The 12,625-nt window shown below is 65.1% G+C and carries 13 protein-coding genes; 7 read left to right on the top strand and 6 right to left on the bottom strand.

Annotation, left to right across the window (positions count from 1 at the left end; translation table 11 throughout):
- Nucleotides 1-13 precede the first annotated feature (13 nt).
- Genes RHO23_RS14860 through RHO23_RS14870 form a run of 3 tightly spaced genes read right to left on the bottom strand, consistent with a single transcriptional unit; the run spans nt 14 to nt 2,786 of the window.
- Nucleotides 14-1,102, bottom strand: coding sequence for an adenosine deaminase (locus RHO23_RS14860; RefSeq protein WP_030096831.1), 1,089 nt, complete (start codon nt 1,100-1,102; stop codon nt 14-16).
- Nucleotides 1,099-2,388, bottom strand: a complete 1,290-nt coding sequence (locus tag RHO23_RS14865; RefSeq protein WP_418037397.1) for a thymidine phosphorylase — start codon at nt 2,386-2,388, stop codon at nt 1,099-1,101. Before RHO23_RS14865 ends, RHO23_RS14860 begins: the two co-directional genes overlap by 4 nt.
- Nucleotides 2,388-2,786, bottom strand: coding sequence for a cytidine deaminase (locus RHO23_RS14870; protein ID WP_064409441.1), 399 nt, complete (start codon nt 2,784-2,786; stop codon nt 2,388-2,390). The genes RHO23_RS14865 and RHO23_RS14870 overlap by 1 nt, the downstream gene beginning before the upstream one ends.
- Nucleotides 2,787-3,129: 343 nt before the next feature.
- On the opposite strand from RHO23_RS14870, the gene sdhC reads away from it, so the two are divergent.
- The 5 genes from sdhC (at nt 3,130) to RHO23_RS14895 (ending at nt 7,222) form a co-directional block, all read left to right on the top strand.
- A complete protein-coding gene (gene sdhC, locus RHO23_RS14875) occupies nt 3,130-3,468 on the top strand; it encodes a succinate dehydrogenase, cytochrome b556 subunit (protein ID WP_030096828.1) in 339 nt (112 codons plus the stop codon).
- A complete protein-coding gene (locus RHO23_RS14880; protein WP_044105172.1) occupies nt 3,465-3,947 on the top strand; it encodes a succinate dehydrogenase hydrophobic membrane anchor subunit in 483 nt (160 codons plus the stop codon). Before sdhC ends, RHO23_RS14880 begins: the two co-directional genes overlap by 4 nt.
- A 14-nt stretch (nt 3,948-3,961) precedes the next feature.
- The gene (gene sdhA / locus RHO23_RS14885) at nt 3,962-5,716 is read left to right on the top strand and encodes a succinate dehydrogenase flavoprotein subunit (RefSeq protein ID WP_030096826.1); all 1,755 of its coding nucleotides are present in this window, start codon (nt 3,962-3,964) and stop codon (nt 5,714-5,716) included.
- 1 nt (nt 5,717) lies between these two features.
- Nucleotides 5,718-6,500, top strand: a complete 783-nt coding sequence (locus RHO23_RS14890; RefSeq protein WP_064409442.1) for a succinate dehydrogenase iron-sulfur subunit — start codon at nt 5,718-5,720, stop codon at nt 6,498-6,500.
- 113 nt (nt 6,501-6,613) lie between these two features.
- Nucleotides 6,614-7,222, top strand: coding sequence for a carboxymuconolactone decarboxylase family protein (locus RHO23_RS14895; RefSeq protein ID WP_064409443.1), 609 nt, complete (start codon nt 6,614-6,616; stop codon nt 7,220-7,222).
- Here RHO23_RS14895 and RHO23_RS14900 read toward each other — a convergent pair.
- Entirely contained in the window at nt 7,219-8,127 is a 909-nt protein-coding gene (locus RHO23_RS14900; protein WP_418037396.1) for a sigma-70 family RNA polymerase sigma factor, read from the bottom strand. The genes RHO23_RS14895 and RHO23_RS14900 overlap by 4 nt on opposite strands.
- Before the next feature lie 33 nt (nt 8,128-8,160).
- On the opposite strand from RHO23_RS14900, the gene RHO23_RS14905 reads away from it, so the two are divergent.
- The gene (locus RHO23_RS14905) at nt 8,161-9,171 is read left to right on the top strand and encodes an SMP-30/gluconolactonase/LRE family protein (protein ID WP_423488029.1); all 1,011 of its coding nucleotides are present in this window, start codon (nt 8,161-8,163) and stop codon (nt 9,169-9,171) included.
- Between the two features lie 76 nt (nt 9,172-9,247).
- Entirely contained in the window at nt 9,248-10,534 is a 1,287-nt protein-coding gene (locus tag RHO23_RS14910) for a D-alanyl-D-alanine carboxypeptidase family protein (RefSeq protein ID WP_064409445.1), read from the top strand.
- Nucleotides 10,535-10,538: 4 nt separating this feature from the next.
- Here RHO23_RS14910 and yhjD read toward each other — a convergent pair whose 3' ends face one another.
- Both yhjD and trpS read right to left on the bottom strand, forming a co-directional pair.
- Nucleotides 10,539-11,567 carry an inner membrane protein YhjD gene (gene yhjD, locus RHO23_RS14915; protein WP_423488030.1) on the bottom strand — a complete coding sequence of 343 codons (1,029 nt, stop codon included), beginning with the start codon at nt 11,565-11,567 and terminating at the stop codon, nt 10,539-10,541.
- 19 nt (nt 11,568-11,586) lie between these two features.
- The gene (trpS, locus tag RHO23_RS14920; RefSeq protein ID WP_418037393.1) at nt 11,587-12,621 is read right to left on the bottom strand and encodes a tryptophan--tRNA ligase; all 1,035 of its coding nucleotides are present in this window, start codon (nt 12,619-12,621) and stop codon (nt 11,587-11,589) included.
- Nucleotides 12,622-12,625: the final 4 nt, after the last annotated feature.

Here is a 12,625-nt window from a genome sequence, read left to right on the forward strand (position 1 = left end):
GCGGCTAGCCAGTTTAGCCGATCAAGACCGCGTATCCGGGTTTAATCACGTCGTCGATGATCGCCAGCCGTTCATCGAACGGGATGAAGGCTGATTTCATCGCGTTGATGGTGAAACGCTGAAGATCACTCCAGCCGTACCCGAACGTCTCGACGAGCCGCAGCATCTCGCGGCTCATCGAGGTATCGCTCATCAGCCGGTTGTCGGTATTCACGGTCACCCGGAATCGCAACCGTGCCAGCAGGTCAAAGGGATGATCGGCGATGCTGGCGACCGCTCCCGTCTGCACATTCGAGCTCGGGCACAGCTCCAACGGCACGCGGGTGTCACGCAGCAGCGATGACAGTCGGCCAAGATGCGCCGTACCGTCCGGATCGATGTCGATATCGTCGACGATGCGCACACCGTGGCCCAGCCGGTCGGCACCACAGAAGGCGATCGCCTCGTGGATCGAGGGCAATCCAAACCCCTCACCGGCGTGGATGGTGAACCGGGCGTTGGCATTACGCATGTACTCGAAGGCATCGAGGTGGCGGCTCGGCGGATAGCCCGCCTCGGCTCCGGCGATGTCGAACCCGACGGCACCCCGATCGCGGAACTTCACGGCCAGCTCGGCGATCTCCCGCGACCGTGCCGCGTGCCGCATCGCGGTGACCAGGGTGCGCACCTTGATGCGCTTGCCGGCCGCGCTCGCCTGCCGTTCCCCGTCGGCGAAACCGGCCAGCACGGCGTCCATGACGTCGTCGAGGGTCAGGCCGGCATCGATGTGCAGCTCGGGAGCGAAGCGCACCTCGGCGTACACCACGCCATCGGCCGCGAGGTCCTCCACGCACTCGGCGGCCACGCGGTGCAGCGCCGCCGCCGTCTGCATCACACCCACGGTGTGCGCGAAGGTCTCCAGGTATTGCTCCAGAGAGCCACTGTCCGCGGCGGTACGGAACCACGAAGCCAGGGCACTCTCGTCCTCGGCAGGCAGGCTCTCGTACCCAGATTCCCGGGCCAGGTCGAGGACGGTGCCGGGCCGCAGCCCCCCGTCGAGATGGTCATGCAGAAGCGCCTTGGGAGCCTGGGTGATTGACACCAAATCAAGTTCGGCCGTCACACCGAAAGTCTATCGATGATGAGTGCGGCAGCGGGCGGCGCCGCACCGATACCCCATCCACCTTCCAGCGCGTCGAGCGCCGCGGGCATCCGTTCGGGGGTATCGGTGTACAGCGTGAACAGCGGTTCGCCGGCCACCACCGGCTCACCCGGGCGCCGGTGAATACGCACGCCCGCGCCATGTTGTACCGACTCTCCGGGACGGCTGCGCCCGGCCCCGAGCCGCCACGCGGCGACTCCAACCGGCATCGCATCGATGTGATGCACCACACCATTGGACGGAGCGAGCACAGTCTCCTGGCACTTGCCGACCGGCAACGGCACCAAAAGATCCCCGCCTTGCGCACTGATCATCGCCCGGAACACGTCCATCGCGGTGCCGTCGGTCAACGTCGCAGCCGGGTCCTTGCCGTCGATACCGGCAGCGGCGAGCATCTCGCGGGCCAGAGCCACCGTGAGGGCGACAACGTCATCGGGGCCTCCCCCCGCCAGCACGTCAAGTGATTCCTGCACCTCGACCGCGTTTCCCGCGGTGGCCCCGAGCGGGGTATCCATCGCGGTCAGCAGCGCACTGGTGGCAACTCCGTGTGCGGTGCCCAGATCGACCATCGCCGAGGCCAATTCGCGCGCCTGCTGCTCGGACTTCATGAATGCCCCGGCGCCCACCTTGACGTCGAGGACCAGCGCGGCGGTGCCCTCGGCCAGCTTCTTACTCATGATCGACCCGGCGATGAGCGGAATCGATTCCACGGTGCCGGTGATATCCCGCAACGCGTACAGCTTTCGATCGGCGGGCGCCAACGAAGCCCCGGCCGCACAGATCACCGCCCCGACATCGGAAAGCTGGTGACGTATCTCCTCGTTGGTGAGGTCGACCCGGATGCCCGCGATGGACTCAAGCTTGTCCAGCGTGCCGCCGGTGTGCCCGAGACCGCGGCCGGACAGCTGCGGCACCGCCGCCCCGCAGGCGGCCACGACCGCGACCAGCGGCAGGCTGATCTTGTCCCCCACGCCACCGGTGGAGTGTTTGTCCACGGTCGGGCGAGACAGTCCGGACAGATTCAGCCGCTCCCCTGAGGCCAGTATCGCCGCGGTCCATGCTGTCGTCTCGGCGGAGTTCATCCCGCGCAGATAGATCGCCATCAGCAGCGCCGCGACCTGCTCCTCACCGATGGCGCCACGGGTGTATTCGCCGATCAGCCAGTCGATGGCTCCCGGACTCAGTTCCCCGCCGTCACGCTTGGCAGCGATGATCGACGGCATATCGAACGTGTACATGTTTGCCATCAGAGCCGGCCTCGTTCCAGGTCATCGGGGCCAAAAGCCTCCGGGAGCAGCTCCGCGAGCCTTCGTGGCGCATCCGAGTGATCGATCAGCAGGTCAGGGCCACCGTGTTCGAGAAGTAGCTGGCGGCACCGGCCACAGGGCATCAGGGCCTCACCGCGCGAATCGACACAGGAGAGCGCAACCAGCCGCCCTCCACCGGTGGAGAACAGGGCGCACACCACAGAACACTCCGCACAGAGACCTAGCCCATATGAGACATTCTCCACATTGCAGCCGACGACGACCCGACCATCGTCGACGAGCGCGGCCGCACCCACCGGATACTTCGAATAGGGCGCATACGCATGCTTGGTGATCGCATATGCTTTGTCCCGCAATTCATTCCAGTCGATCAACATGATCGGGAATCCTCCCTGTCGACCCCATGAGAGTCGCGTCGGCTCATCATTTGCTCGTGCAAGGTTTACCTAACTTACTTTGGAGTACGGTGCATTTCGGCGCTTTTTCGCGCTCACGCGATTTCGGCGCCACCTCGGAATGGGTTTAGAGTTCGGATGACGGTTCGCCGACCACCGTTGGGCCATCGGTTGCGCGTCATGGACGCCCCCATTTACCGCGCCGTTTGGCCCCAGTCCACCATTGGTGTTGGAGGCCCACGTGACGACTGCGACGCCCGATACGGCCACATCTGGCCGTGAAGGTAATCGCCTCAAGCGATCGCTATACCGTGGTGATCCAGGAATGTGGTCCTGGGTCCTGCATCGCATTACCGGTGCCACGATTTTCTTCTTCCTTTTTGTCCACGTCTTGGATACCGCACTCGTACGGGTGAGCCCCGAGTCGTACAACTCGGTGATTGAGACCTATAAGACCCCGATCGTCGGGTTGATGGAACTCGGCCTGGTCGCGGCGGTGCTCTACCACGCACTCAACGGCGTCCGGGTAATCCTCGTCGATTTCTGGTCCAAGGGCCCGCGTTATCAGCGGCTCATGCTGTGGATCATCGGCGGCGTCTGGTTTGTGGTGATGGTTCCCGCGGTAACCCGGATTCTCATGCACATGGCGGAGCGTTTCCTATGACAACACCTCAGACCGGTCCGAACGCGAGTGCCCGCGCCAGTGGCCGCCTCGCTCCCGTCATGGAGCGCAACTACGACCGCCCTGCCGCACTGGACAATCCACGCGCACCCCGGCGGGCATCGGGTATGCCCAACTTCGAGAAGTACGCGTGGATCTTCATGCGTCTGTCGGGCATCGTCCTGATCTTCCTGGCCCTGGGCCACCTGTTCATCATGCTGATGTGGGACAACGGCGTGTACCGCCTCGACTTCAACTTCGTGGCGCAACGCTGGGCGAGCCCGTTCTGGCAGACCTGGGATCTGACGATGCTGTGGCTGGCTCAGCTGCACGGCGGCAACGGCATGCGCACGATCATCGCCGACTACACCCGTAAGGATTCGACCCGGTTCTGGCTCAATTGCCTGCTGGCACTGTCGATCATCTTCACGGTTGTGCTCGGCACGTACGTCCTGCTGACCTTCAACCCGAACATCGGTTAGGGGCGATTTCCACAATGATTCAGGAACATCGGTACGACGTCGTCATCGTCGGCGCGGGCGGCGCGGGTATGCGTGCCGCGGTGGAGGCCGGACCTCGCGTTCGTACGGCGGTACTGACCAAGCTGTACCCGACACGCAGTCACACCGGCGCCGCCCAGGGCGGCATGTGCGCCGCGCTGGCCAACGTCGAGGAAGACAACTGGGAGTGGCACACCTTCGACACCGTCAAGGGCGGCGACTATCTCGCCGACCAGGACGCCGTGGAGATCATGTGCAAGGAGGCCATCGACGCCGTCCTCGACCTCGAGAAGATGGGTATGCCGTTCAACCGGACACCCCAGGGTCGAATCGACCAGCGCCGCTTCGGTGGCCACACTCGCGACCACGGTAAGGCGCCGGTGCGCCGCGCCTGCTACGCCGCCGACCGCACCGGGCACATGATCCTGCAGACGCTGTACCAAAACTGCGTCAAGCACGACGTGGAGTTCTTCAACGAGTTCTACGCACTGGATGTCGTACTCACCGAGACGCCCAACGGCCCGGTGGCCACCGGCGTGGTCGCCTACGAGCTCGCGACCGGCGATATCCATGTGTTCCACGCCAAGGCAATCGTTTTCGCCACCGGCGGTTCGGGCCGCATGTACAAGACGACCTCCAACGCACACACCCTGACCGGCGACGGCCTGGGCATTGTGTTCCGCAAGGGACTTCCGTTGGAGGACATGGAGTTCCACCAGTTCCACCCGACAGGCCTTGCCGGTCTGGGCATCTTGATCTCCGAAGCCGTGCGCGGCGAGGGTGGTCGTCTGCTCAACGCCGACGGCGAGCGGTTCATGGAGCGCTACGCCCCCACCATCGTCGACCTGGCACCTCGCGACATCGTCGCGCGCTCAATGGTTCTCGAGGTGCTGGAGGGCCGCGGCGCGGGCCCCAACAAGGACTACGTCTACATCGACGTGCGCCACCTCGGTGCCGACGTGCTGGAAGCCAAGCTGCCGGATATCACCGAATTCGCCCGTACCTACCTGGGTGTCGACCCGGTCACCGAGCTGGTTCCGGTGTACCCCACCTGCCACTATGTGATGGGCGGCATCCCGACCAACATCAAGGGACAGGTGCTGCGCGACAACGACAACGTGGTTCCCGGGCTGTACGCCGCGGGCGAGTGCGCCTGCGTCTCGGTGCACGGCGCCAACCGGCTGGGCACCAACTCGCTGCTGGACATCAACGTGTTCGGCCGCCGGGCGGGTATCGCCGCAGCCGAGTACGCCGACTCCCACGACTTCGTCGAACTGCCGGAGAACCCGGCCACGATGGTCACCCAGTGGGTGGCGGACGTGCTTTCCGAGCACGGTGACGAGCGCGTGGCCGACATCCGCACCGAGCTGCAGCAGTCGATGGACAACAACGCCGCGGTGTTCCGCACCGAAGAGACACTCAAGCAAGCGCTGCAGGACATCCACCGGCTCAAGGAGCGGTACAGCCGGATCACGGTGCACGACAAGGGCAAGCGCTACAACAGCGACCTGCTCGAGGCCATCGAGCTGGGCTTCCTGCTCGAACTCGCCGAGGTGACCGTGGTCGGTGCGCTCAACCGCAAGGAATCCCGCGGCGGCCACGCCCGCGAGGACTACCCGAACCGGGACGACACCAACTACATGCGACACACCATGGCGTACAAGCAGGGTGCCGAGCTGCTGTCCGATATCCGGCTGGACTACAAGCCCGTTGTCCAGACCCGGTACGAGCCGATGGAACGGAAGTACTGAGATGACTGCGGTTATCGAGAAAGCCGAAGCCGGCGACCCGCCGCTGCCGCCGGTCCCCGACGGCGCGGTCATGGTGGAGCTCAAGATTCAGCGCTTCAACCCCGAAGATCCGGACGCCGCCGGCTGGCAGAGCTTCCGCGTGCCGTGCCTGCCGACGGACCGGCTGCTGAATCTGCTGCTGTACGTGAAGGGCTACCTGGACGGCACGCTGACCTTCCGCCGCTCCTGCGCGCACGGCGTGTGTGGCTCGGATGCCATGCGCATCAACGGTGTCAACCGGCTGGCCTGCAAGGTGCTGATGCGGGATCTGCTGCCCAAGAAGCCCAAGAAGACGCTCACCATCACCATCGAGCCGATCCGCGGGCTGCCCGTGGAAAAGGACCTCGTGGTCAACATGGAACCCTTCTTCGACGCATTCCGCGCCGTGAAGCCGTACATGATCACCAGCGGCAACCAGCCGACACGTGAGCACATCCAGAGCCAGACCGACCGCGCGCGCTTCGATGACACCACCAAGTGCATCCTGTGCGCCTGCTGCACCACCAGCTGCCCGGTGTTCTGGAGCGATGGAAGCTACTTCGGTCCCGCGGCGATCGTGAACGCACACCGGTTCATCTTCGACAGCCGCGACGAGGCCGCCGCCGAGCGCCTGGACATCCTCAACGACGTGGACGGGGTGTGGCGCTGCCGCACCACGTTCAACTGCACCGACGCCTGCCCGCGCGGTATCGAGGTCACCAAGGCGATCCAGGAGGTCAAGCGCGCACTGATGTTCGCGCGCTAACCGATCGACCCGTCTGCACCGCCGGGTGTGAGCGCCAATGCTCACGCCCGGCGGTTTTTTCTATGCCGAGGCGCGCCCTGTCACACATCCGAGGGCTGCCTCGTCATACGGATATGACCGCACAATCACGCAAAACAACCCGTATCAATCCAGTCCCCCCGCAACAAGCCTCCTTGCTCACACGCATCATGTACCGGGTCGCCAAGCGGCGATACGGCCAAGTGCCCGAACCGTTTACGGTGCTTGCCCACCACCGCAAGCTGATGGTGGCCGCCGCGACGCACGAACAGATGCTGGGCAGCGCATCCAAGGTTCTGCCGGCCAGCGTGCGAGAACTCGCGGTGTTCTGGACCGCCCGCACGGTGGGCTGCTCATGGTGCGTCGACTTCGGCTCCATGCTGCAGCGGCTCGACGGCTTGGATGTCGAGCGCCTCAAGGCCATCGACGACTACGCGACCTCGCCGCTGTACACCGCCGACGAGCGCGCAGCCATCGCCTATGCCGATGCGATGACGGGCAATCCGCATGACATCACCGACGAGCAGGTCGAGGATCTACGTCGGCGGTTCGGTGACGCCGGAGTGATCGAGCTGACCTACCAGGTCGGCGTCGAGAACATGCGCGCCCGGACGTACGCCGCCCTCGGAATCACCGAGCAGGGCTTCAATTCCGGCGATGCCTGCCGGGTTCCGTGGGCCATCGAGGACACGTCGGACGCCTAGCCGCTGCGCAATGGTGTACCGCTGAACTTGTCGGGATTGCTCACATCCCAGACCGCCAGCACCTTGCCGTCCCGCACGGTGTATCCGCTGACCCGCGGCAGCACCGGCCTGAAATCCGGGTCGGTGTCTGTCTCGGTCAGGTACATGCCGAACTGTCCGTTCACCAACGCCGGATTGATGGCCTGAATCATCTGCGGGCCGTAACGGTCCAGCAATCCGAGCAGGAACCGCGCCACCTTGTCGGGGCCGCGAATGACCCGCACCGCGGTGGGTGCCTTGCCATCGGAATCCCCCGTCATTGTCACGTCCGGATGCAACAGTCGGACAACGGCTTCCACACTGCCGGACATGAGGGCCTCGAGCAGCTGGCCGACCACCGCATTGTGCTCGGCATCGCCCACCGGCTCCGGCGTCGCACTCACCGTCCGACGCGCACGCGTGGCGAGTTGACGCGCGGCCACGTCGTTGATGCCGAGGATCTCGGCAATCTGTTTGAAGGGCACGGAGAATCCGTCGTGCAGCACGAAGGCCACGCGCTGATCGGGTGCCAGACGGTCCAGCACCACCATCGCCGCAAAGCGCGCGTCCTCACTGGCCACCAGCACGGCCAGCGGATCATTGCCGTCCAAACCGGTGACCACCGGCTCCGGAAGCCACTCCCCCACATAGGTTTCCCTGCGATAGACGGCCGACCGCAGCCGATCCAGGCCCAGCCGGGACACCACGGTGGTCAGCCACGCCGCCAGGTCCTCGATCTCGACGGTCGTAGAGTGCAGGCGCAACCACGCGTCCTGAACGATGTCCTCAGCGTCGGCGACGCTGCCGGTGAGGCGGTAGGCCACCGCCTGCAACCGAGGGCGCAGCGCCTCGAACTCGTCGGTGCGATCGCGAACCGGAACTGCCACCTCTTGAGCCTAGGCCTGCAATAAGGTGAGCCCATGGCCAAGCCGTCGATTGACCCCGTCCGCTGGCAGCCGCCCGGAGTGCGGGCACTATCCCTGAACCCACGGCCCCTACCCCCGCTCACGGTGGTGCCGCTCCCGGGCCATGGGCCCGAGGATGTCGTGGCCGATGCCGCGGGAAACATCTGGACGGGCGTGGTGGACGGCAAGATGCTCCGCATCTCCCCCGACGGTGCCGAGGTCACACACGTCGCGACCACCGAGCACCCACCCCTGGGCCTGCATGTCGCGCGCGATGGACGCGTGCTGATCTGCAGCCGCGACAAGCTGCTGGCCCTCGATCCGGCTTCCGGAGATATCGAGCCACTTGTCACCAAGGTCGATGGCCCCCCACTCATCTTCTGCTCGAATGTGACCGAAGCATCCGATGGGACAATCTATTTCAGCGAGTCGACGGCACGCTTCCCCTTCGAGGAGTATCGGGCCGCCGCCATCGAGGGCCGCGGCACCGGCAGGGTATTCCGCCGCGATGTCGACGGCACCGTCACCACCATCGCCGACGGGTTGTACTTCACCAACGGCGTCACCCTGACCGCCGACGAGTCTCGCTTGGTGTACGCCGAAACCATTGGCCGGCGCCTGAGCACGATCGCGCTGTCGGGTTCTGCGCAGGGACAGACCTCCAGGCTCGTCGAGGAATTGCCGTGCATGCCGGACAACATCAGCACCGGCTCCGATGGCCGGATCTGGGTCGCGATGGCGGGGCCCCGCAATGCCGCGCTGGAAACACTCGTGCCGCGCGCTCCGCTGCTACGCAAGCTCCTCTGGCGGCTTCCGGAATCGATTCAGCCTGCCGTCGCGGCCGACGCCTGGGTTGTCGCGTTCAATCCGGACACCGGGGCCGCGGTGGTGAACATCCGCGGCCGCGACCCACTGCTGCAGACCACGACCGGCGTCGTGGAGTCCGGCGGGCGTCTCTGGCTGGGCTGCATCGGATCGTCGGCCGTCGGTCATATCAACCTGGCCGATATCGCGCCGTCAGGGTAGTCGACCCAGAAGTCACATCCGACACAGGCGTAACATCCCCCAGTTCAGGGTGGTGGTCACTTACTGTGGCAAGGCGATGACCACCTGGATTCCTGCGCCCGATCGCCGCCCGTCGCTGCGAGCAGCCGCGACGCGCTTCGCCGCGGCCACCGCCGCCGGGCTGATCGTCGCCGCCCTCCCCATAAGCACACCGTTGGCCACTGCCGAGCCCGGGTTCACGCCGCCGGATACCAGCGGGTGCCCCTACAAGGTCGTCACGCCACCGGCAGTCGACACCTCCGAGGTTCCCAAGGCCGGTGGCGATCCGCCCGCGCCACTCCCGGTGCCCGCCAAGCCCATCGGCGGCGAGATGCTCGGAAGCTGCGATGTGATCACTCCTAACGGGGCGGGGCCCGTCCCCAATGACGTCTCTGCGGAATCCTGGCTCATCGCCGACCTGAACACGGGAAATGTGGTGGCGGCCAAGGACCCCCACGCCCGGCACCGACCCGCCAGTGTCATCAAGGTGCTGGTCGCCATGGAGGCCATCAACAACCTGAACCTCAACCAGGCGGTGGTGGGTACCCAAGACGACGCGAACAGCGAGGGCACCAGAGTCGGTGTCGACGTCGGCGGCACCTACACCGTCCGGCAGCTGCTCACCGGTCTGCTCATGAACTCGGGCAACGACGCCGCACACGCGCTGGCCGTCCAGCTCGGAGGCATGTCCGAGACCGTCGCCAAGATCAATGACATGGCGCAGAAACTCGGCGCGCGGGATACGCGGGTTGCCACCCCCTCCGGTCTCGATGGCCCCGGCATGAGCACCTCGGCCTACGACCTGGGCTTGTTCTACAAGTACGCATTCGCAGACCCCACCTTCGCCGATCTGGTGTCGGCTCCGAAGGCGACCTTCCCCGGCCATCCCGCCAAACCCGGTGAACCCGACGATCATCCGGCCTACGAGATGACGAACGACAACCGGCTGCTCTACAACTACCCCGGCGCGCTCGGCGGAAAGACCGGATACACCGATGACGCGCAACAGACCTTTGTCGGCGCCGCCGAGCGTGACGGCCGCCGGTTGGTGGTCACCATGCTGCGAGGCACGCGTCTTCCGATAGCTCCGTGGGAGCAGGCCGCCCATCTACTCGACTACGGGTTCTCGACGCCACGCGACGCCTCGATCGGCAAGCTCGTCGATCCCGACCCTGCGCTGCTGACCAAGCCGCATGCCGACAACGCGGCCACGCCCCAAGCCGCCGGTCTCACCACGGATGCGGTCAACAGCGTCCCGGTCCGGGTGGGCGTGACGATCATCGGCGCGATGATCGTCTTCGGTCTCATCCTGGCGGCGCGATCACTCAACCGCCGCCAGGCCTAAACCGCTAGTCGCCGCCGCGGCCTAGCCACGAAATACCCAGAGCACCAAGAGCTCCAGCGCCGAAGGCGGCGAGGACACCCAGCTTGGTGGGCCGCTCGACGGTCTCGATCCGCGTAGTGATGACCACCGGCTCGGGCGGCGGCACATAGACAAAGGGCCGGTTCCCATCGGAGGTGGCCGCCCACGCGGTGGCATACAACAGCAGACGCGCAGTGATGTAGGCGAACACCATGATGCCCAGCACCGGACCGAACGTGGAGCCCGCGGGACCGTGCATGATCACGCTCAGATAGATCGACGCGACCTGTTTGAACAGCTCGAAGCCGATCGCCGCGATGAGCCCGGCCCGCACCGCACTGGAGAACGGCAGCCGCTCTCTGGGTAGCCGCGAGATCATCCAGGTGAACAGCGCCCACGACAACACGGTCGCTATGGCGATGGTGACGACCTTGAGCAGCACTGCCGGTATCGAGACGTCATGCAGCCCGAACCAGCCGAGTACGCGCAGGATCGTTTTCTCATTACCGACAACGGTGACCGCGATGGTGAGAGCCAGCGCCACGAACGTCGACCCCAATGCCACCAGATCTGAGAGCTTGCCCCGCACGAACCCGTCGGAGTCGTTGGGCTGCTCCCACATGGCGCTCAGTGCCGCCCGCACGTTGGCCATCCACCCCAGCCCGGCCCAGGCCGCGGTCGCAAGACCCGCGATGCCCAGGCTGGTACGCGAGGCAATCGCGGTATCCATCAGATTGATTAGCTGATTGCCCACTTCGCCGGAGATGGCCCCGCTGATCCGGCCCCGTAACTCCGCAATCGTGTCCGGCCGCCTGGACAAGACGAAGCCCATGACCGCGAATCCGACCATCATCAGCGGAAACAGCGCAAAGACGGTGAAATACGTGATTCCGGCGGCGTAGAAGTTGCCGTTGACCTTCTGGTAGCGCTCCTGCATGCGCATGATGTGGTCGAACCAGGGAAACCTTGCGCGATAGCGGTCGAGAATCCCGGGCTTATCGTCTTCGGCCACCACTCACCGCCTCTACTGTTCGCTACCTCGCGGGCCGGACAAACCCTATCCGGTCATAGACCTCGGTGAGAGTTTTCTCTGCCAGCTCTCTGGCGCGCGCCGCACCTGCCGCCAGGATGTCGTCGAGCACCGCGGTATCGGTGAGCAGCTCGTTTGTCCGGTCACGCACCGGCGTGACGAACTCGACAAGCGCCTCGGCGGTGTCCTTCTTCAGGTCGCCGTAACCCCGCCCGGCATAGCCGTCGACGAGTGTGTCGATATCGGCGCCGGTGAGCGCGGACTGGATGCTCAGCAGGTTCGAAACACCCGGCTTGGCTTCCCTGTCGAAACGAATCTCCCGATCGCTGTCGGTCTGCGCCGACTTGATCTTCTTGGCCGAGACCGCTGGATCGTCGAGCAGGTTGATCAACCCGGCGGGCGTCGAGGCGGACTTGCTCATCTTCACCGTCGGGTCCTGCAGGTCGTAGATCCGCGCCGCATTCTTCGGCACGAATGTCTCCGGCAGCACGAAGGTCTCGCCATAGCGGCCGTTGAACCGCTGCGCCACATCGCGCGTCAGCTCGAGATGCTGGCGCTGATCATCGCCCACCGGCACCACATTCGTCTGATACAGCAGGATGTCGGCGGCCATCAGCACCGGATAGGTGAACAGGCCGACGGTGGTGGCGTCATTCCCCTGCTTGGCGGACTTGTCCTTGAACTGCGTCATCCGCGACGCCTCGCCATAGCCGGTCAAACATCCCAGTACCCAAGCCAATTCGGTATGCGCCGGGACATGGCTTTGCACGAAGATCGCACTCTCGGCCGGGTCGACACCCAGCGCCACGTACTGGGCAACTACTGCGCGCGTGCGTCGGCGTAGCTCCTCGGGGTCCTGCGCGACCGTGATGGCATGCAGGTCGACGACACAGAACAGCGCCTCGTATTCGTGCTGCAACCGCACCCACTGCTGCACCGCGCCCAACACATTTCCGAGATGGAGAGAATCGGCGGTGGGTTGAATCCCCGAGAACAGGCGTCCCCGGGCGGCGGTTTCAGCGGTCCTGTCGGCAGTCATAGTG

The organism is Mycobacteroides sp. PCS013 (assembly GCF_049532645.1).
GTDB classification, from domain to species: Bacteria; Actinomycetota; Actinomycetes; order Mycobacteriales; family Mycobacteriaceae; genus Mycobacterium; species Mycobacterium gwanakae.